This is a genomic window from Chitinilyticum aquatile DSM 21506, assembly GCF_000430805.1.
Classification (GTDB): Bacteria; Pseudomonadota; Gammaproteobacteria; order Burkholderiales; family Chitinibacteraceae; genus Chitinilyticum; species Chitinilyticum aquatile.
Window position 1 is genome coordinate 87,389 of the sequence record NZ_AUMS01000012.1, and the last position, 20,645, is coordinate 108,033.

Sequence of the window (20,645 nt, forward strand, 5' to 3'; positions counted from 1 at the left end):
GCCTCGTGCCACTCGTGAAAGACGCAGGCCCGCTTTCCAATCCGCCGGCAAAATGCCACAGTAAGGGCCAGACCGGTCTTCAGGCCGGCATGGAGAGTTCCTTGGCAAAGTTTCTGATTCTGGCTGCCGCCGCCTTCTGCTGGGCGGCAGTCAGCACCGCCGCAATTCAGGTGGCGGTTCCGCAGGATGTCCTGACCGATTATCAGCGCCTGCTGGCCGGTCGCAATATTGACGAAATCCGCGATTACAGCGGCCCCGGTTCGCGCCGCGACACCGTCGAAGTCATCCTGTTTCAGCAGGCTCTGCGGCTGGGGGGGGTGAGCGATGCGGTCGAATTCGTGACGGTCGACAGCTACGCGCGCAGCCTGATCGAGGTCGAGCAGGGCCGCCTTGCCGCTACCGCGACCAGTGTCTGGGCCGCGGATGTGAAGGCCAGTGCTGCGCGTGTGTCCGAGCCGCTGATCCGTGAAGGGGAATATGTGGTCGGCTTCTACACGCTGGCGGGGAATGCCGCGGTGGAGAATGCCACGCTGGCCGAACTGCGCCAGATGCGCGCGATTACCAACAAGGCGTGGAAGAACGATGTGGCAACGATGGAAAGCCTCGGCATCCGCCACATCGAGAATGCACCGACCTTTGCGCTGATCGCCCGCATGCTGCAGAGCGGCCGCGCCGATTTCACCATGGTGTCGTTCAAGCCGTCTGCCGACATGGGCTTCGAGGTCGAGGGCGTGCGGCTGGTGCCGGTGCAGGGCATCAAGGTCGCCATGCCCGGCAGCCGGCATTTTCTGGTGGCGCCGGGGGCGGAAGGCGATCGCGTGCTGCATGCGCTCGCCAAAGGGCTGAACCAGATGCGTCGCGAGGGCCGCATCCGCCGCGCGTACTCCGATGGCGGCTTCTTCAACCGCAAGGTTGATGGCTGGCTGCTGCTCAATCCATCGCTTTATCGTCAATAGCGTGTTGGGTATATGTCTGCAGCCATTTTTATTGAATGGCTGTGGTCTTATACCTTGCCAAGTATTCTGTCCACGGCATCCTGCCCGCTCAACCAGCCGATTTGCGCCAGCATGCTGGCAAAGCCGGTTTCCAGCGGGCAATGCAGCGCCAGCATGTCTCCCGTTGCCGGATGCGGGAAGGTCATGGCCGAGCACGCCAGCAGCATGCGGCTGACACCGAATTCGGCGGCAAAGCGGCGGTTGTGCTGGCCCTTGCCATAGGTGGCATCGCCGATGATCGGATGGCTGATGTGCTTGAGGTGGCGGCGCAACTGGTGGCGGCGGCCGGTGAGCGGGTCCAGCTCGACCAGTGCGTAGCGGCTTTGCGGGTAGCGGTCGATCTGCCAGGGCAGCTCGGTAGTGGCCAGCGTGCGGTAGCCTGTCCGCGCTTCCTGCGCTCCGGTCGGCACCGGCCCGCCGTAGAGTTCCGCGTCGTCCAGCCGGCGCTCGAGCGGGTAGTCGATCATGCCGGTGGCAGCCGGCCAGCCGCGCACGACGGCGTGGTAGGTCTTCTGCACCTGCTGCGCCTCGAAAGCCATCGCCAGTGCGCGGCCGGCGTCACGGCTCAGGCCGAAAAGCAGAATGCCCGATGTGCCCTTGTCGAGGCGGTGGCCGGGATACACGCGCAGCCCCAGCTGGTCGCGCAGGATCTGCACAGCAAAGCGGGTTTCCCAGCGGTCGAGGCTGGTGCGGTGCACGAGCAGGCCGGAAGGCTTGTGGATGGCGACGAGGTGTTCGTCCTGGTAGAGGATGGGCAGGGTTTCTTCCATGCCGCATTGTAACAGCGCAAAAGCCAGCCTCTCCTGTTCAGTGTTGCGTTTCCCCGCTGTTCGCGTGGCGTCGCGGCAGGCGGATGCTGACCACGAGCCCGCCGCCCTCGCGGTTGCTGGCGGAGATCGTGCCGCCGTGCGCGGTGATGATGCGCCGCGCGAGCGCCAGCCCCAGCCCGTGCCCGTCCGACGTGGCCGCATTGCTGGCTCGGTAGAAGGGCGCGAACAGCAGGGGCAGTTCGGCTTCGGGCACGCCCGGGCCGTTGTCGCTGATCTGGATGTGGCTGTCGTTTTCTTCTGTAGTGACGTCGATGCTGACCTGGCCATCCGCAGGTGCATGGCGAATGGCATTGCGCACGATGTTTTCCAGCGCCCGGTGTAATAGTGGCGCCTCGGCCTCGATGCCGCATTCTTCCGGCGCAGCAAGGCGCAGTTCCAGGCCGCGCTCGCGTGACTCGAAACGCGCATCCTCGACGATGTCAGCCAGCAGTTCGCCCAGATCCAGTACCTCGCGCATGCCCCGTGCGCCGGCATCGAGGCGTGAAAGCGTCAGCAACTCGCCCACTAGCGCATCTATGCGCTGGCTTTCCAGCTCGATGCGCTGCAAGGTTGCTTCCAGTCGCTCCGGCTGCTGGCGTGCAAGGCCGATGGCGGCCTGCAGGCGCGCCAGCGGCGAGCGCAGCTCATGCGACACATCATGCAGCAGGCGCCGCTGGCCTTCGAGCAGCTGGCGCAGGCGTTCGGCCGTCTGATTGAATTCGGTGGCGAGTTCGGCCAGCTCGTCATGGCGCTGCAGAATTTGCGGCGCAAGCCGCGCGCCTAGGTTGCCGTGGCGCAGCTCGCGAAAGCCGTTGCGCAGCTGCCGTACCGGTCTTGCCACATAGGCCGCCAGCAGCGCCGCGCACAGCAGGCTGGCCAGCAACACGGTCACGAGCGGCAGTAGTGGAAAGGGCCCGCCGGGGCGAGGTGGCGGTGCTACTCCGGGAGTGCCGTCCGGTCGCAGCATGAAGAGGGTGTAGTGCTGGCCCGCGCTTGTCAGATGGCGCACTGCCTGCGAGCCGGCAGTGTCGGCAGTCACTGCGGCACTGCCGGCTGGCACGGGGCGGCCCAGCAGATCGTTTCCGTGCGCATCGAGCACCCAGACGGGGGGATGCGCGGGCGAGGCCAGCCACTCGCGCAGCGCAGTCGGGCCTGCGTGCTGCAGGATGACGGCGGCGGCGTCGAGCATCATCATGGCCGGCGGGCTCCGGTCCAGGCTGCCGGCCTGCCGCTGCGGTTCGGTGAGCCACATGATCGTGCCGATTGCCGCTACCGCCAGAATCTGCGCGAGTGCGATCAGCAGAAAGAATTTCCAGAACAGGCGACCCATCATTCGGTCCTGATCAGCTGGTAACCCTGCCGGTAGACGGTCTGGATGCACGAGCGGCCATCGGGCAGGGTGCCGAGTTTTTGACGAATGCTCGACAGGTGCACATCAATGCTGCGGTCAAAGCGCGCCAGCGGGCGGCCCAGCGCGAACTCCGACAACTCTTGTTTGCTGACCGGCCGGCCGGCGTGGCGTGCCAGTAGTTCGAGCAGGCTGAATTCGGTGCTGGTCAGTGCCAGTGGCCGGCCATCCCATTCGGCCTGGCGCTCTTCCGGGCGGAGAATCAGGGCGCCGATGACCAGCGTCTGCGGCGCTTCGCCGGATTGTGGTCGCGTGCGGCGCAGGATGGCGCGCAGCCGGGCGGCCAGCTCGCGCGGCTGGCAGGGTTTGGGCACATAGTCGTCCGCACCAAGCTCCAGCCCCAGGATGCGGTCCATGTCGTCGCCGCGCGCGGTGAGCATCAGCACCGGCACCGTGCTCTGCGCGCGGATGCGGCGCAGGGTTTCAATGCCGTTGAGCTGCGGCATCATCACATCGAGCACGATGATTTCATACTGCCCGCCGAGTGCTGCCTCTGCACCGCTGAGCCCGTCCGATGCGGTGCCGACGTGGAAGCCGTCACGGGCCAGATAATCCGCCAGCAGTCCGACCAGCGCGCTGTCGTCGTCAATGAGCAGGACCTTGTGCATGCTTTCCCTGTCGCCGTGGCAGAAATCAAAGGATGCATCATAAGCAATCGGCGTCGCGACATGTACGGCAAGCCGCCGGATTTACACAGATTTACCCGGTGAAGACCTTCGGCACATTGCCATCAGCCCCAGCGAAGTGTGACGGGCTGGTCTTAACATGGTTTTACCCTGATTAACACAAATCGCCATCGATTCTCCCGCGATCTGGTCGTTAACTTGATCAGTATTTCCTGCCCGCGCCGGGCGGGCATTTTTCGACGAGGAGAAGCAATCATGAGTTCGCTTTCAATCAGCAGCATGCAGCGGCCCGATGCCAGCCAGATGGCGAGCAGGCTGTTTGGCAAGCTCGACAGCAAGAATCAGGGGTATATCGAGAAAAGCGACCTGGCTTCGGCATTCAGCCAGCTCGACAGCACGTCCGGCACCGACAGCGATAGTGTCGATGCGCTTTTCAGTACGCTGGATGGCGATGGTGACGGCAAGGTCACCGAAAGCGAAATGACGACCAGCATGAAAAAGCTGGCCGAAGAACTGGACAGCCAGTTCAACAGCATGCGCATGCAGGGCGGGATGGCAGGGGCACAGGGTATGCCGCCACCACCACCGCCGCAAAGCGGGCAGGGTGAAGACAGCGGATTCAGCAAGGACGAGCTGATGACCGCGCAGCTGGAAGAAATCGGCAGCACCGACAGCAAGCGCAGCGCGCTGATCAGCAACGTGGTCAGCAATTTCGACGAGGCTGATGCGGACGGGGATGGCAAGGTTACCGCGCAGGAAGCTATGGCTTTCGATCAGAAAAGCAGCCAGAGCGCGACCAGCGGCACGGATGCAAGCAGCCTGAGCGCCAGCAGCGAAAGCAATTCGGCGCAGATGCTGATGAAGATCATGCAGCTCGCACAGGCTTATGGCCTGGGTGGGCAGCAGGACGACAGTACCAGCAGTTTGCTGAATGCCGTTGGCTGAGCGCACTTGGTTTTATGGCGGGTATGGCCACGCAGCCATTCATGTGTAATGGCTGTGGGCTGATACATTTGTATGTATCAGAAGGGCTGCCTACGGCCTAGTACATGCCGCCCGACCACAGTGGCGCTTCGTTCATGCGCTCGATCTGTTCGTGTAGCTGGCCGATGTGCTCCTGCCAGTAGGCGTGCGTGTTGAACCACGGAAAGGCAGTGGGGAAGGCCGGGTCGTCCCAGCGCCGTGCCAGCCAGGCCGCGTGGTGAATCATGCGCAGCGTGCGCAGCGCTTCCAGCAGGTGCAGCTCGCGCAGGTCGAAATCGCGGAAGGATTCGTAGCCGGCGAGCAGGTCGCCGAGTTTCTGGCTCATTTCCACCCGGTCGCCGCCCAGCAGCATCCACAGATCCTGCAGCGCCGGCCCCATGCAGCTGTCATCCAGATCGACAAAATGCGGGCCGGCATCCGTCCACAGCAGATTGCCGGGATGGCAGTCGCCGTGCAGTCGCAGGGTTTGCGGATTGCCGGCGCGCTGCCAGCAGGCATCGATAACTGTAAAGCACTGGCCGGTTACCTGCCGGTAGGGTTGCTCCAGCTCCATTGGCAGCAGCTGGCTGGCAAGCACGGCAGCTTGCGACCGGCACCCGAACTGCTCGCAATCCAGATTCAGGCGTTCGCGGTAGGCTTGCCGCCCGCCGACCAGATGGATGCGCGCCAGAAAGCGCCCCAGCCATTCCAGAATCGCCGGATCGTCGAATTCCGGCGTGCGCCCGCCCTGGCGGCGGAACAGCGCAAAGCGGAAGCCAGCATGGTCGAAAAGGGTTTCGCCATTGATCTGCAGTGGCGGCACGGCGGGGATTTCGTCGCTGGCCAGCTCCAGCGCAAACGCGTGTTCTTCCAGAATGGCTGCGGTAGACCAGCGACCCGGCCGGTAAAACTTGGCAATCAGCGGCGGGCCGTCTTCCTGCCCCACCTGATACACACGGTTTTCAAAGCTGTTGAGCGCCAAGAGGCGCCCGTCGGTGAGCGAGCCGGTGCTGTCGATGGCGGCCAGCACCAGATCGGGGGTGAGTTGTTCGTACGGGTGTGCAGTCATGGCTGCAGTGTACCGTGCAATTCCACAGGTGGCGTGGGCGGATGTGTGGAGGGGCTGTGGATAGGCGCTTTAAGTATCTGAGTTGGCTGGGCTATTTGTCGCTGATTAAAAAATGGGCGACAAACAAGTTTAGTACACAGCCAGCGTGAGCGAAAGTGTGAGTGCCTTGTGGATAAGCATGACTGGTGGCTGATTCATAAGGAAAAACGGATGCTGACTAAAAAAGTGGCAGTTTTCCGGTGAAACGGGCGCAGCCGTTTTCATTCACAACCCGCGTGGAAAGTGGTGTGAGTGGCCTGTGGAAAAGGCCGCTAAGCTGCTGGGCTGTAAGGATATTCTTTTGCTGCCTGTTTTTTGGGCGCGCTGGCGCTGGTGATATTTAACTGAATGATTTGGCAGAAAAAAATAGAATGGACGTGCTGGCGGGGCCACTGTGGAAAAGCCCCGGTCGTTCTGCAGCCCCGGCTCTAGGGGTTAATGGCAAGCGACGGCACTGTGGCTTTGCCGCAGAATCAGCGTGAAATAATGCCCTTACTGTTTGCAAGGCCCTGATGATGAGTCGTGAACTGCTCTCCCAACTGAATCCCGCGCTGCTCTGGCAGCACTTTGCCACCCTGTGTGCATTCCCGCGTCCGTCGCGGCACGAAGCAGCCCTGCGCCGGCACATCGGCGACTGGGCGCGACAGCGGGGGTTGGCGGTTGAGCAGGATGACATCGGCAACCTGCTGATCCGCAAGCCCGCCACGCCGGGCATGGAAGATCGTGCCGGCATCGTGCTGCAGGGCCATCTGGACATGGTCGCCCAGATAAACGAAGGCACCACGCACAATTTCCACACCGACCCGATCGTGCCGCGCATCGAAAATGGCTGGGTTTACGCCACCGGCACGACATTGGGGGCTGATAATGGCATCGGCGTCGCCGCCGCGCTGGCGGTGCTGGAGGACGACACCCTGCGGCACGGCCCGCTGGAAGTGCTGCTGACCGTCGACGAGGAAGCCGGCATGAGCGGCGCGCGCGCGCTGAAAGCCGGCTGGCTCAAGGGCGAATTGCTGCTGAATCTCGATACCGAGGACTGGGGCGAGTTCTACCTGGGCTGCGCCGGCGGCGTCGATGCCGTGCTGCAGCGCAACCTCATCAGCCAGCCGATGCCATCCGGCTACCAGGCGGTCGAATTTGTCGTACAGGGCCTGCGCGGCGGGCATTCCGGCGTGGACATCCACCTGGAGCGCGGCAACGCGATCCAGCTGCTGGCCCGCGTGCTGCAGGCCGCCGACGAGCGTTACGGCGCGCGGCTGATCGAGCTGCGAGGCGGCACGCTCAGGAATGCGCTGCCGCGTGAAGCCTTTGCGCTGCTGGCGGTGCCGGCCTGCGACGTGCCGCTGCTTTCCGCACTGGTGGCTGAATACACGGCGATATTCCGCGCGGAACTGGCGGGCGTGGACGAAGGCATCGAGCTGATCGTGCGGCCGGCGATTGCCACGATTGCGCTGTCGGCCACCGATTCGCGCCTGGTACTCAATCTGCTGCAGGCACTGCCGCACGGCATCCGCCGCTGGAGCCGCGCGGTGCCGGGCGTGGTGGAAACTTCGAACAACCTTGGCGTCGTGAAGGTCGAGGCCAAGAAACTGCACATCGACCTGATGGTGCGTTCGCTGACCGACACCGGCATGCACGAGCTGGCCGGCAGCATTGCCGCCATCGCGCGGCTTACCGGCTGCAGCTGCGAGCTGCAGGGTGAGTATCCGGGCTGGGCGCCGAAACCGGAATCGCGCGCGCTGGCGCTGCTGCAGAACGTCTACCGCGCCCGCTATGGTGCTGACGCCGCCGTGAAGGTGATTCACGCCGGGCTCGAGTGCGGGCTGATCGGCGCTGCCTACCCGCAGCTGGAAATGGTGTCCTTCGGGCCGACCATCCGCGGCGCGCATTCGCCCGACGAAGGCGTCGAAATTGCCAGTGTTGGCAGCTTCTGGGAGCTGCTCGCAGCCGCCTTGGCGGCCGTGCCACCCGCTTCTGCGCCGGGTTCTGACCAGAAAGAGGGGTATGTGTCTGTAGCCATTTAATATAAATGGCTGTATGAATATACATTGCAATGTATAAAGGGCTGCCAGTGGCAGCCCTTTTTGCATCTGCGCTGCGTATTGCTGGTGGCATTTTTTACAATGCTGCCGGGTTGCTGCGGCAAGCCCCCTGCGTTTTTCCGCTGCAAGCGGGAAAACGCATGAGGTTGCTGGCAAATCACTGATTTTTATGTGAGTTTCATGCGCTCGACATGGCCGGAATGCCGCTGCTGGCACTGCAAACCGCCCCTCGAAATGCCCTTATTATAATTGTGGGAAATTGCAAGTTTTAATTTGATAATTTATGATCTTCCTCAAATTTCAATAATTCCTGAAATTAGAGGAAGTCATGAACCTGCCACCACTGGTCCAGTCCTTTGTCCTGCACTTCGGTGAAATGGGCAGCCGCTGGGGTATCAACCGCACTGTCGGCCAGATGTACGCGCTGCTGTATGTCAGCGAAAAGCCGCTCAATGCCGACGAAATGGCCGAGGCGCTGGGTTTCAGCCGTTCCAACATCAGCATGGGCCTGAAGGAGCTGCAGTCCTGGCGGCTGGTGCGGCTGCAGCACATGCCGGGCGACCGCCGCGAATACTATTCGACGCCGGATGACGTCTGGGCGATTTTCAAGACACTGGCCGAAGAGCGCCAGAAGCGCGAAGTCGAGCCGACGCTGACGATGCTGCGCGAGGCGCTGCTGGAGTCGCCCGCCAGCGAGGCCGAGCGCCACGCCCAGGCGCGCATGGGCGAGATGTATACGCTGATCGATCTGGTGACAAGCTGGTTCGGCGACATCCAGCGCCTTGACGTGGAAACGCTGCAAAAGCTGATGAAGCTGGGTGCGCAGGTGCAGAAAATTCTCGAGTTCAAACAGAAGCTCACTGCCTTTACCCGCAGTGAAGAGGAAAAGGGGGCGTGACGATGGATGCCTTTGCCGATCCGGTGATTCTGGCGCGCATCCAGTTTGCCGCCAACATCACCTTCCACATTCTCTTTCCCACCATCAGCATCGCGATGGGCTGGGTGCTGCTGTTCTTCAAATTGCGCTTCAACGCCACCGGCGATGCCAAGTGGCAGCAGGCCTATGCCTTCTGGGTGAAGGTGTTTGCGCTGACCTTTGCGCTGGGCGTGGTCAGCGGCATCACCATGAGCTTCCAGTTCGGCACCAACTGGCCGGGCTTCATGATGACGGTCGGCAATATCGCCGGCCCCTTGCTGGCCTATGAAGTGCTCACCGCGTTCTTTCTCGAGGCGACCTTCCTCGGCATCATGCTGTTCGGCCAGCAGCGCGTGAGCAACCGCGTGCACACGCTGGCCACGCTGCTGGTGGCGGGGGGCACCACCGCATCGGCATTCTGGATCATCGTGCTCAATTCCTGGATGCAGACGCCGGCCGGCTTCGAGATGATCAACGGCCAGGCGCATGTGACCGACTGGCTGGCGGTGATCTTCAACCCGTCGATGCCTTACCGGCTCAGTCACATGCTGCTGGCCTCCGGCCTCACCGTTGCCTTTCTGGTGGCGGGTGTGTCGGCGTATCGCTGGCTGCGCGGTGACCGTCAGCCGGCAGTTGAAGCAGCGCTGCGTACCGGCGTCGTGCTGGCGGCGGTGCTCATTCCGCTGCAGATCTGGCTGGGTGACATGCACGGGCTCAATACGCTCAAGCACCAGCCGGCGAAAATCGCCGCCATCGAAGGCATCTGGGAAACCGGGCGCGGCATTCCGCTGGAGCTGTTTGCGCTGCCGAACGAAACCACCCGCAGCAACGATTACGCGATCAGCGTACCGAAGCTCGCCAGCCTGATTCTCACGCACGATTTGAATGGCGAGCTGCAGGGGCTGAACGAGTTTGTCGGTGAACACCCTCCTGTGGCCAAGGTGTTCTGGAGCTTCCGCGTAATGGTGGGCGTAGGCATGCTGATGCTGCTGACGAGCTGGCTGGCCGCCTGGCAACTGTGGCGGCGCGGCGCGCTGGCACCGCTACTGGCGAAAGGCCTGGTGGCAATGACCTTCAGCGGCTGGGTAGCGACGGTTGCCGGCTGGTACGTGACCGAAATCGGTCGCCAGCCCTGGCTGGTGCACGGCGTGCTGAAAACCGCTGATGCGGCATCGAGCGTACCGGGCGGCATGATTGCCAGCACGCTGGCGATGTATCTGCTGCTCTACGCCTTCCTGCTGGCGGCGTACGTGTCGGTGGTGTTTTATCTGGCGAAGAAGGCCGGCCAGGCTGGCAAGGAGCACGCATGATGGATTATGCATACTGGTTTCCGGTGATTTTCGCCGGCTTGATGGCAGTGGCGATGTTCGCCTACGTGGTGCTCGATGGCTATGACCTTGGTGTCGGGATGCTGCTGGCGCTGACGCCGGAGCGCACTGAAAAAGACATGATGATCGCCTCGATCGGCCCCTTCTGGGACGCGAACGAAACCTGGCTGGTGCTGGGCGTCGGGTTGCTGCTGGTGGCGTTTCCGCAGGCGCACGGCATCATTCTCGGCGCGCTCTATCTGCCGGTGGCGTTGCTGCTGTGCGGGCTGATCCTGCGCGGAGTGGCCTTCGATTTCCGCGTGAAGGCGCAAGCGCACCATCAGCCGCTGTGGAACACGTTGTTCTTTGTCGGCTCGCTGCTGGCAACCTTGGCGCAGGGGCTGATGATCGGGCGCTACCTCACCGGCTTTGCCCCGGGTGCTGCCGCCTGGAGCTTTGCCGTGCTCACGTCGCTCAGTCTCGTCGCCGCCTATGCCTTGCTCGGTGCGGGCTGGCTGATCATGAAAACGGAAGGGCGGCTACAGGAGAAAGCCTACGGCTGGGCGCGGCACAGCGTGGCTGTTGCCGCCCTGGCCGTGCTGCTGGTATCGGTGGCCACGCCGTGGGTCAGCGAGCGGGTATTCGCGCTGTGGTTCTCTCTGCCGAATTTCTTCCTGCTGGCGCCGGTGCCGCTGATGACGCTGGGGCTCTTTGTGCTGATTGCGCTGGCGCTGCCAAGGCTGGCCGCGCGCCGCGCCGCCGGCAACGACAACTTCTGCTGGCTGCCCTTTGCGGCAACCGTAGCGATCGTGCTGCTGGCGTTTTTCGGGCTGGCGTTCAGCGTATTCCCCTACATCGTGATTGACCGCCTCACCATCTGGCAGGCCGCCAGCAGTACCGAGGCGCTGGGCGTGATGCTGGCCGGTGCGGCCATCGTCTTGCCAACGATTTTTGCCTACACCTTCTTTGCCTACCGCGTCTTCCGCGGCAAGGCGACGCAGCTGCGCTACGACTGAGAGCGACTGGCAGGGGCCGGTCAGGCTCCTGCGCTTGGCCGATGCTGCAATCGGATCGGGGTGTCAGGCATGTCGGTTGCCTATCAATGTATAAGCCCGCAGCCTTTTCTTCTGAAAGGCTGCGGGCTTATGGGTGTTGGGGTATTGAGCTTATTCCCGGCTGGCAGGCTCAGCTCGCCAGCTTCAGCCCGGTCACGCCCAGCACGATCAGCGCCAGGCATGCAATGCGCGCGCTGCTCATCGGGTCGCCAAACCAGATGATGCCGCCAATGGTCACGCCAATGGCGCCGAGCCCCGTCCAGATCGCATACGCGGTGCCGGCCGGAATGTCGCGCATCGCCCACGACAAGAGGCCCATATTGAGAAAGGAAAGCAGCACCGAACCCAGCATCAGCCAGCGGTTGGGATAGAGCTGCACCAGCTTGAGCGACAGCGCCCAGATGATTTCGGTAACGACGGCAAGGGAAAGAATGAGCCAGCCCTGCATGGCAATCTCCTGATCATGCGGGCTCGGTACAGAGGCGCTGCCGGAAACCCGAAAGAGGCAGCGGCCGGCATTATCGGCGAAGGCTGCCTTATGCGGCAAGCATGGCGGGGTGGCAATTTTTACGGGGATGACGGCGGGAAGGGCGGCTTTTGACCCTGAGCGGACGCTAAAGGGACGTTATCAGGCAATACGGCTGCAGCCAAGCAGGGATCTTGGTACTCGACAATTTAGACATCCGGGTGATGAAATTTTAGAAGCGTTCCGTGCCAGCACTCTTTAACTCCCTCTTTGGGTCATGAGGCCCGCAGTAGCCGTAATCAGATACCAAATACGTCCTCTTCATGTCATCGATTATTTCTACAGTTAACTTGAATAAATTGCCCCTCGTAGTTATTGGAATTTTCTTGTCGGAAGGATATTCAGGCCTGAAATTAAGCTCAATTACCGCTGAGGATACCCAATGGAATGAAAGGCCTCTCGCAATTAGCTGCCTTTGCATTAACATGCAATAGCCCATCACGAGTTTGGAAAATTCCAGGCTGGCGGGCGTAACTTCTTTTGAAAGCAAGTCAATGCGCACTGCGTCGGTGCCATATTGTTGCGCAAGTAGACATAGCCTCCCGATACCCCAATATCCTCCTACGTCATTATTTCGGCTTATGAAAGAACCCAATAGTCCAGATGCGATGTTCTTAAGTTCTTTCCTGCGCGCCAAGGGAACTCCTAGCCTAACTTGTTTGTTGCGAAAGCCTACGTATCTTAGTGCGCTTGCCCGTGCTAATGACTGCTATGTAGCGAGCCAGTGAGAGACCGCTTCTGGCCGAATGCCGACGTTCCCATTGCCTCAAATCACCCCGTCATCCGGGCCGATGCTGAAGTTGAGCTGGCTGGACAGGCTTTCGCGCAGGCGTTTGCGGGACAGCAGTTTTTCCTGTGCCGGCTGGGGCAGGTCGGTGAGGCGCAGCAGGTTTTTCTGGATCATCACGTCGATCAGGTCTTCCAGTACGCGGATCAGGCCGATGTCGAGGCCCTGGAACAGCTCGGATTCGGGCTGCTGGCCGACAAAGCCGGCGATTTCCGGGCTGTGCTGTGGCAGGAATTCTTCCGCGCCGTCTTCCGGGTCGCGGTAGATGGCCGTGATTTCCCCCTGGCTGTTGCGGCGTACGTAGGGCATGGGCGTGCTCCTTGCATTCGGCATGTGGTTTCACGATAGTAGCAGTCTCTAATGAAAAAGGGGCGCAGGGAATGGCCGAAATGCTGGAGTTGCTGCATGTGCCGGCAGAGGGTGGGGGCGGACGCCCTCCGGTGCTGCTGGTGCACGGCGCGTTCACCGCGGCCTGGTGCTGGGAAGACACGCAGCGCGCGCTGGCTGCGGCCGGCTGGGAGAGCTACGCACTCAGCCTGTCCGGGCACGGTGGCAGCGCGGGCGCCGAGCAGCTGCATGCGCTGACGCTGGCTGATTATCTGCAGGATATCGACTGGGCGCTGGAGCAGATCGGCCGCCCGCCGGTGCTGGTGGGGCATTCGCTGGGTGGCTATCTGCTGCAGCGCGTGGCCGAGCACACGACGGTGCCGGGGCTGGCGCTGCTGGCCAGCGTGCCGCCGTATGGTCTGGCCGGTTCGCTCACTTATATGGGCAGCTGCTATCCGGGGCTGTTGATGGAGCTGCAGCGCTTTGCATCGGGTGCGATGCCCAACCCCGATCTGGGCTTCGTGCGCGAGCTGCTGTTTGCGCCGGACAGTGACGAAGCACATCTGGCCGACTTTGCCCGCCGCGTGCAGCCGGAATCGGTGCAGGCGCTGTCGCAACTGTGGCTGCCGCAGCCCTGGCGCATGTTTCCGCGCCTTTTTCAGTGCCCGACACTGGTGATGGGGGCTGGCAGTGACCGCATCCTGCCGTTTTCCGATGTCTGGATGACGGCGCAGGCCTGGAGTACCCGCCCGCTGATGATTTCCGAAGCCGGCCATGCGCTGATGTGCAATGCCCACTTTCCCGAAATGATGCGTCACCTGCTGGAATGGCTGCACAGCCTGCCGGCTGCGCGCTGACCCCGACGAGACGATTGCCATGACAGACTCCGTGCGTAAAACCGATGCCGAATGGCGCGCCATGCTCAGCCCTGAGGCCTACCGGGTAACCCGCCAGGCTGGCACCGAGCCGCCGTTTTCCGGGGCGCTCTATCGTGAAGCCGCCAGCGGCAATTACCACTGCGTCTGCTGTGGTACGCTGCTGTTTTGCTCGGATACGAAATTCGATGCCGGCTGCGGCTGGCCGAGTTTCTGGGCCGAAGAAGGGGAAGGGCGCATCCGCCGCATCAGCGATTACAGCCACGGCATGGTGCGCGTCGAGGTGCGCTGCGCGGCCTGCGATGCGCATCTCGGCCATGTGTTTCCCGATGGCCCGGAGCCGACCGGCGAGCGCTACTGCATCAATTCGGTGGCGCTGGTTTTTCAGGGTGATGACGGGCAGACCGTGCAGGACTGAAGCGCATACCACACACTGGTTCGGCTCAGGCGACCGGAGCGGCCTCTAGCCGTAGCCTGCGGCCGCTGATTTCGTGCTACATTCGCGCCCCATGAAATCGGGGCGGTATTTTTCACACTTTGTCGGGCTGGCCATGCTGGTGGCCATGCTGCACGCGGCGCTGCCGTACGTGCACATGGCGTCGGCCAAGCGCGACAGCCGCCAGCTCGTGCTGTGTACCGGCACGGGCATGCAGGTGGTGCTGGCTGCGGCAGACTCCGACCCCGGCTCAAACCCTTCCCCAGTCCAGACCGCATTCAAATCGCTGCCCTGTGCGGTCTGCGCCCATGCCGCCAGCCTCGGCATCCAGCTGGCCAATCCGGCCGTGCTTGCCACGTTCACTCCCTTCATTCCGGCTGCGCCGCAACAGCTGCTGCAGCCTCCTGCCAAGCGTTTTGCCTTCGCTTTCCGGCGCGGTGGTGCGCCGCCTGCCTTCAGCCAGACCTGACCTTTCACTTACTCATTGATTCCGGCTTCCCGGCCCTCTTTTGCAGATGACAGATTGCAGAGTGCCGGGCGGCCATCGTCTGGCTGTTGATCATGCAATCCAAATCTCTTGTTTCCATTTTCCGTCCGCGCGTGCTGGTTCTCGCGGTATTCGCCACGCTGGCTACTCCCGCCTGGGCGGCTGACGAGGCTGTTGTGCTGCCCGAAGTGCTGGTGACCTCGACGCGCGACCAGTCGCCGCTGACCATCGTCACCGACCCGAAGCTGCCGCGTCAGCCGGTGCCGGCGAGCGACGGCGCCGATTTTCTCAAGACCATCCCCGGCTTCAGCACGATCCGCAATGGCGGCAGCAACGGCGATCCGGTACTGCGCGGCATGTATGGTTCGCGGCTGAACATCCTGACTGATGATGCTTCTATGCTTGGAGCCTGCCCGGGGCGCATGGACAATCCGCTCTCCTACATCGTGCCGGAAACCTTCGATGAACTGACCGTCATCAAGGGCCCGCAGACCGTGCTCTGGGGGCCGGGGGCTTCCGCCGGCACCATCCGCTTTGACCGCAAGACCGAGCGCTTTGACGCTGCGGGCGCGCGCGCCGATGCCGGCCTCCTGCTGGGCAGCTGGCAGCGCCGCGATGTGACTCTTGATGCCGCCGCCGGCAGCGCGCAGGGCTATGCGCGCTTCACCGGCAGCCATGCCAGCCAGGATGATTATGTCGATGGCAATGGCAATTCCGTGCCGTCCGAGTGGCGCAAATGGGCGACTGACCTGACACTGGGCCTGACGCCGTCGGCAGACACGCTGCTGGAATTCACCGCCGGCACCGGTGACGGCGAGGCGCGCTACGCCGGCCGTGGCATGGATGGTTCGCAATTCCTGCGCGAAAGCGCCGGCGTGAAGCTGGAGCAGCGCAATCTGGGCAATGTGATCGAAAAACTGGTCGTGCAGTACAACTACAACTACGCCGATCACGTGATGGACAACTACACGCTGCGTGATCCGGACCCGATGAGCATGATGCCGATGCCGATGGCGTCCAATGTCGATCGCCGCACGCAGAGCGGCCGCCTCGAAGGCACGCTGGCGCTGGCCGAGACGCTGCAACTGGTCACCGGACTTGATTACAGCGCCAATACTCACCGCTATCGCAGCGGCATGGGGCGTGATACCTATCGGCAGCGGGGCTGGACGACCGATGCGCGTTTCCGTAATACCGGCGTATTCGGCGAGCTGAACTGGGACATGAACCCGCAGCAGCGCGTGATTTCCGGTCTGCGCGTCGATTTTGTCTGGGTGACCGACGAGCGGAAAATGACCAGCGGTATGATGCCGATACCCAATCCGACCGCCGGCCAGAGCCGCAGCGATACGCTGCCTTCTGGTTTCCTGCGCTACGAGCAGGACATCGCCAGCGCTGGCGCAACCTGGTACGCCGGTCTGGGCCATGTGCAGCGCTTCCCGGATTACTGGGAGCTCTTCTCGCCCAAGCAGGGGCCGGCCGGGACTGCCAATGCCTTTTCCGGCATCCAGCCGGAAAAAACCACGCAGCTGGATGTGGGCGTCACGGCAAGGGTTGCAGGAATGGAGGGGTGGATTTCGGCCTACGCCGGCCGCATCGATGACTATATCCTGTTCATGTACCGCCCCGGCATGATGCCGGGCATGACCCACTCGCAGGCACGCAATATTGATGCCCGCATCGCCGGCGCCGAGCTGGGCGGCAAGGTGGCGCTGGGGGCGGGCTGGAAGCTGGATGGCTCGCTGGCCTACGCCTGGGGCGAGGATACGACACTGGATCAGCCGCTGCCGCAGATGCCGCCGCTGGAAGCTCGCATCGGCCTGCGCTATGAAACGGCCGGATGGTCGCTGGGCGGGCTGTGGCGCGGTGTGGCCGCGCAGCACCGCTATGCGCTGAATCAGGGCAATGTGGTCGGCAAGGATTTCGGGCCGTCGGCCGGTTTCGGCATCCTGTCGCTCAACGGCAGTTATCGCATCAACAAGATGCTCAATCTGACGGCGGGTGTGGACAACCTCTTCGACCGGTATTACAGCGAGCACCTGAATCTGGCCGGCAACAGCGGCTTCGGGTTTTCAGCCGGTGAAGTCGTTCCCGAGCCGGGGCGGTCGTTCTGGCTGAAGGTGAGCGGCAGTTTCTGAGTGTGGTCATCCTGCGGCAGTTCATTGCCTGCAGGATGATTGATGCTGATTGGCAAGACTGTCCGGTACGTCATGCCCGCGAAGGCGGGTATCCAGGATTCACGCGACTTTGCCGGGCTCCCGCCTGCGCGGGAACGACGATTCTTGCGTTTGTTGATCCTTCTTGCCGGTCAGGACATTCTTGAGGGGTATATGGGTTTGGCCATTTATTCACAATGGTCGTATCCATATACCCTTTGCTGTGTCTGCTATTCGACTCCGGGACGGCCTGTTTCTGCCGGCGCACATACAGGCCCTCATTCCGGCGCATGCGCCAGCAGCTCGGTATTGCCGCCCAGTGCGGCGCTGTTGATGGTGATGGTGTATTCGCTGCGCAGGCGATACCAGGGGTAGCGGCCCTGCCGGTCCGGGGCAATGACGGGCAGCAGATCGTGTGCAGTGTGCGCCCACTGATGCTCGCGCGCAGTGTGCTCGCTACTGCAGACGAGCACGGCCGCGAGCGGCACGGGGTGCGGGTCGGCCGTGAGCCCGAGCGCGGGCAATACCTGGTGCCAGCGCCGATGCATGTCGTTATCCGCCAGCAGGGGCTGGTTGCCGGTGGCCAGCACGGCTCCGATCTGGTGCAGCCGGTCAGCCACGCTGGCCGCAGTGCACAGCACGCGCCCGACGGGACGGTGGCCGTAGTGGTTGCGCTCGCCGGTAATCGCCGGGGGCGTGCCGATGGCTGCTGCTGCGGGCAGTTGCGGGTAGCGCGCAATCTGCTGCAGCACGGCGGCCGCTTCGCCGGCATCCAGCTCGCTTCTGACCAGCGCTTCGAGCGCGGCCGGAATTGCCGCTGTTTCGCAGCCAGCCGGCGGGCAGCCATCCTGCACCAGACGCCAGAGCAGCCAGCTGCCGCCCGCTTTCGGGCCGGTACCCGATTTGCCGCTGCCGCCGAAGGGCTGGCTTTCGACGATGGCGCCGATCTGGTTGCGGTTCACGTAGTAATTGCCAATGTGCGTGCCGGCGACAATGTCATCGACGTGCTGCGCGATGCGGCTGGCAATGCCCAGCGTCAGCCCGTGGCCGCTCTGTCGCAATCGCGCCAGCAGTGCGCCTTGCTCCGCGCGCGGGTAGCGCAGCATGCACAGCACCGGGCCAAAAATCTCGCTGGCGGGCAGCTCCAGCCCCGGCAGCTCGATCAGCGTGGGCGGGACGAAATAACCGGCGGCACTGTCGATGGGCAGCGGCAGCTGGCTGCTGCGCAGGCTGCTGGCCAGCAAGGTGGAAATCGCACCTTCCAGACGCTGGCGCGCGCCAGCATCGATGACCGGGCCGACATCGGTGGCCAGCTCCCAGGGATCGCCCATCACCAGGGTCTGCATGGCGGCGGCGAGTTTGTCCCACAGCGCATCGGCGATGTCGTCCTGCACGCACAGCACCCGCAGCGCCGAACAGCGCTGGCCGCTGCTGTCGAAGGCTGATTCCAGCGCAATCTGCACGACCTGGTCGAGGTGTGCGCTGCTGTCGACGAGCATGGCGTTCACGCCGCCGGTTTCGGCGATCAAGAGGCGCGGCGTGCTGTGGCTGGCGAGTGAGCGCCGGATGTGCTGTGCGGTGGGCAGCGAACCGGTAAACAGCACGCCGGCGATGCGGGAATCGCGGCACAGCGCTGCGCCGACGTCGGCTCCGCCGGGTAGCAGTTGCAGCTGCCCGCGCGGTACGCCCGCCCTGTGCAGCAGGTGAACGAGTGCGGCGGCAATGAGCGGGGTTTGTGGTGCCGGCTTCGCGATTACGCGGTTGCCGGTGACGAGTGCGGCGGAAATCTGGCCGCACAGGATCGCCAGCGGGAAATTCCACGGACTTATGACGGCCAGCGTGCCGAGCGGAGCAAGCGGCCCTGTCGGCCAGTTCTGCCGGGCCTGAGCGGCGTAATAGCGGCAGAAATCGACCGCTTCGCGGATTTCACCCAGCGCATTGGCCAGTGTCTTGCCGGCTTCGCGCATCAGCAATTGTGCAAACAGCGCACGGGATTCACCGATGAGGGAGGCGGCATTCTCCAGCCACGCGGCGCTTGTGCCGCACTCGAGCGGGACGGCAGGCGCACTGGCGCAGTGCAGCGCGCGCTCGATGTCGCGGCTACTGGCCAGCGTGACGCTGCCAAGGGTGTCGGCATGATTGGCTGGATTGATGCTGGTGGCAGACTGATTGCCTTCGGGCAGGCCTTCTGCGAGCAGCGGTGTTGCCGTCGCGTGGTGGCTGGCAGCCTCCGCGCAGTCTTGTCGCAGTGCTGCGAGCGCCTGCGGCGCATTCAGATCAAGGCCGGCGAGCGTCTGCCGCGGGGCAAACAGCTGGTCGGGCGCGGGCAACGCGGCGTTTGACGGCGTCGTGCCATCCACATGCAGCTGATGCAGGAAGGATGTGTTGGCACCGTTTTCCAGCAGGCGGCGCACCAGATAGGGCAGCAGGCTGGCCTGCACACCGACCGGCGCGTACACGCGGCAGGCCACGGCAATGTCGTGGGCCGGCAGCAGGCGGTAGAGGCTCTCGCCCATGCCGTACAGGCACTGGAATTCGTAATCCTGCGACGGATCGGCATACTGGCGCACCATGGCGATGGTGTGCGGATTGTGCGTGGCGAACTGCGGGTAAATCCAGTTGCGTGCGGCCAGCAGGCGGCTGGCACAGTACTCGAAACACAGGTCGGTGTGCTGCTTGCGGGTAAAGACCGGATAATGCGGCAGGGCGAGCATCTGTGCCCGCTTGATTTCGCTGTCCCAGTAAGCCCCCTTGACGAGCCGCACCATCAGGCTGCTGCCGCGCCGGTGTGCGAGCTGCACCAGCCAGTCGATCACGCCAGGAGCCCGGGTCTGGCTGGCCTGGACCGCCAGCCCCAGCCCGTCCCAGTGCTGCAGCGAGGGCGACAGTGCCAGCCGCTCGAAAAGGTCTAGGGAGAGCAGCAGTCGCTCGCTTTCCTCTGCATCGAGCGTCAGGCCGATATCGGCGTCGCGCGCGGCGCAGGCCAGCTCGAAGAGCCGTGGCATCAGCTCGGCCAGTACCTGTTCCCGCTGCAGCGGGTGGTAGCGCGGGTGCAGCGCCGAGAGCTTGATCGAGACACCCGGCCCCAGTCGCGGGCCTGCACCGTTGCTGGCGTTGCCGGTGGCGCGGATGGCATCGAGGTAGCTGGTGAAATAGCGGTCGGCATCGTCGAAGCTCAGCGCCGCCTCGCCCAGCATGTCGAAGGAATACAGGAAATCGGCATCACGGCGAAACAGCGCGGTGTGGATGTCTTCGGCAATCACGAACTGCTGCCCGAGCTGCTGGATGGCCAGTCGCAGCGCCGGGCGTACGATGCTTTCGCCCGCCGCACTGTCAGACCAGCCGCTGGCCTGCTGCAGGGCCCAGCCGGCAAGGCGCACAAGCCAGGGGCTACTGCTGCCGGCGCGGCCACGCCAGCGGGCCTGATGCAGTTTTTCGCGGATCAGTGCATCCTGCGTGGCAATATCGGGGATGCGGGGCAGGGCTTCGGTCAGCTCCAGCAAGGCACGGCCTTCCGGCTGATCAATCGGAAACTCGGCCAGCAGGCTGTCGATGCCGCCGGCGTGCCGCCGTGCCGCGCCCAGTTTGCCGGCAAGGGTATTGCCAAGAGAATTACGCTTTGAAAGGGCTTCGGCGCTATACCCTGGCAGATTGCTGCGCAGATACGCCAGCAGCTCTGCCTCGTCGCGGTGCAGGTAGTGTTCAAGTGCGAGTAGCGATGAATGCGAAGGCATGGCCAGGAAATCCGGGGCTGCTGGGTGATGATTTCAACTTAGCAGTTGCCACCGCTTTCGGCTGCCTGCGGGCAAAAAAACAGGGTGG

At 63.3% G+C, this 20,645-nt stretch carries 17 protein-coding genes; 10 read left to right on the forward strand and 7 right to left on the reverse strand.

Features of this window, described 5'->3' with window-relative positions; translation table 11 throughout:
• Positions 1-101 precede the first annotated feature (101 nt).
• A complete protein-coding gene (locus tag H559_RS0109210) occupies positions 102-956 on the forward strand; it encodes a transporter substrate-binding domain-containing protein (RefSeq protein ID WP_034640545.1) in 855 nt (284 codons plus the stop codon).
• Between the two features lie 47 nt (positions 957-1,003).
• On the opposite strand, the gene H559_RS0109215 is transcribed toward H559_RS0109210, so the two are convergent.
• Genes H559_RS0109215 through H559_RS0109225 form a run of 3 tightly spaced genes read right to left on the reverse strand, consistent with a single transcriptional unit; the run spans position 1,004 to position 3,820 of the window.
• Entirely contained in the window at positions 1,004-1,765 is a 762-nt protein-coding gene (locus H559_RS0109215) for a pseudouridine synthase (protein WP_028452470.1), read from the reverse strand.
• Positions 1,766-1,802: 37 nt separating this feature from the next.
• Positions 1,803-3,134: a HAMP domain-containing sensor histidine kinase gene (locus tag H559_RS0109220; protein WP_028452471.1), complete on the reverse strand. Its 1,332-nt coding sequence runs from the start codon at positions 3,132-3,134 to the stop codon at positions 1,803-1,805.
• Entirely contained in the window at positions 3,134-3,820 is a 687-nt protein-coding gene (locus H559_RS0109225; RefSeq protein ID WP_028452472.1) for a response regulator transcription factor, read from the reverse strand. Before H559_RS0109225 ends, H559_RS0109220 begins: the two co-directional genes overlap by 1 nt.
• 273 nt (positions 3,821-4,093) lie before the next feature.
• On the opposite strand from H559_RS0109225, the gene H559_RS0109230 reads away from it, so the two are divergent.
• Positions 4,094-4,783 (forward strand): EF-hand domain-containing protein, encoded by a 690-nt coding sequence (locus H559_RS0109230; RefSeq protein ID WP_028452473.1) that lies wholly within the window; start codon positions 4,094-4,096, stop codon positions 4,781-4,783.
• A 97-nt stretch (positions 4,784-4,880) separates the two neighbouring features.
• On the opposite strand, the gene H559_RS0109235 is transcribed toward H559_RS0109230, so the two are convergent.
• Positions 4,881-5,870, reverse strand: a complete 990-nt coding sequence (locus H559_RS0109235; protein ID WP_028452474.1) for a serine/threonine protein kinase — start codon at positions 5,868-5,870, stop codon at positions 4,881-4,883.
• A gap of 554 nt (positions 5,871-6,424) precedes the next feature.
• Here H559_RS0109235 and H559_RS19680 point away from each other — a divergent pair.
• From H559_RS19680 to cydB, 4 genes are all read left to right on the forward strand, one after another.
• On the forward strand, positions 6,425-7,933 hold the full coding sequence (locus tag H559_RS19680; protein WP_051279208.1) for an aminoacyl-histidine dipeptidase: 1,509 nt from the start codon (positions 6,425-6,427) through the stop codon (positions 7,931-7,933).
• Between the two features lie 346 nt (positions 7,934-8,279).
• Positions 8,280-8,849, forward strand: coding sequence for a GbsR/MarR family transcriptional regulator (locus H559_RS0109250; protein ID WP_028452475.1), 570 nt, complete (start codon positions 8,280-8,282; stop codon positions 8,847-8,849).
• Between the two features lie 2 nt (positions 8,850-8,851).
• The gene (locus tag H559_RS0109255) at positions 8,852-10,177 is read left to right on the forward strand and encodes a cytochrome ubiquinol oxidase subunit I (RefSeq protein WP_028452476.1); all 1,326 of its coding nucleotides are present in this window, start codon (positions 8,852-8,854) and stop codon (positions 10,175-10,177) included.
• Positions 10,174-11,190, forward strand: coding sequence for a cytochrome d ubiquinol oxidase subunit II (gene cydB / locus H559_RS0109260; protein WP_245579356.1), 1,017 nt, complete (start codon positions 10,174-10,176; stop codon positions 11,188-11,190). Before H559_RS0109255 ends, cydB begins: the two co-directional genes overlap by 4 nt.
• 169 nt (positions 11,191-11,359) lie before the next feature.
• On the opposite strand, the gene H559_RS0109265 is transcribed toward cydB, so the two are convergent.
• Together H559_RS0109265 and H559_RS0109275 are read right to left on the reverse strand one after the other, a co-directional pair.
• Entirely contained in the window at positions 11,360-11,677 is a 318-nt protein-coding gene (locus H559_RS0109265) for a DMT family transporter (RefSeq protein WP_028452478.1), read from the reverse strand.
• An 844-nt stretch (positions 11,678-12,521) separates the two neighbouring features.
• On the reverse strand, positions 12,522-12,851 hold the full coding sequence (locus H559_RS0109275; RefSeq protein ID WP_028452480.1) for a hypothetical protein: 330 nt from the start codon (positions 12,849-12,851) through the stop codon (positions 12,522-12,524).
• Positions 12,852-12,922: 71 nt separating this feature from the next.
• Between H559_RS0109275 and H559_RS0109280 the strand changes: the two genes are divergently transcribed.
• The 4 genes from H559_RS0109280 to H559_RS0109295 all read left to right on the forward strand — a co-directional run bounded on the left by H559_RS0109280 (position 12,923) and on the right by H559_RS0109295 (position 16,805).
• Positions 12,923-13,726 (forward strand): alpha/beta hydrolase, encoded by an 804-nt coding sequence (locus tag H559_RS0109280; protein ID WP_051279190.1) that lies wholly within the window; start codon positions 12,923-12,925, stop codon positions 13,724-13,726.
• Between the two features lie 19 nt (positions 13,727-13,745).
• On the forward strand, positions 13,746-14,162 hold the full coding sequence (msrB, locus tag H559_RS0109285) for a peptide-methionine (R)-S-oxide reductase MsrB (protein ID WP_028452482.1): 417 nt from the start codon (positions 13,746-13,748) through the stop codon (positions 14,160-14,162).
• 91 nt (positions 14,163-14,253) lie between these two features.
• Complete coding sequence (locus H559_RS0109290) at positions 14,254-14,649, forward strand: hypothetical protein (RefSeq protein ID WP_028452483.1); 396 nt, start codon at positions 14,254-14,256, stop codon at positions 14,647-14,649.
• 92 nt (positions 14,650-14,741) lie between these two features.
• Entirely contained in the window at positions 14,742-16,805 is a 2,064-nt protein-coding gene (locus H559_RS0109295) for a TonB-dependent copper receptor (RefSeq protein ID WP_051279194.1), read from the forward strand.
• 296 nt (positions 16,806-17,101) lie between these two features.
• Here H559_RS0109295 and putA read toward each other — a convergent pair whose 3' ends face one another.
• Complete coding sequence (putA, locus tag H559_RS0109300) at positions 17,102-20,557, reverse strand: bifunctional proline dehydrogenase/L-glutamate gamma-semialdehyde dehydrogenase PutA (RefSeq protein ID WP_051279195.1); 3,456 nt, start codon at positions 20,555-20,557, stop codon at positions 17,102-17,104.
• Positions 20,558-20,645: the final 88 nt, after the last annotated feature.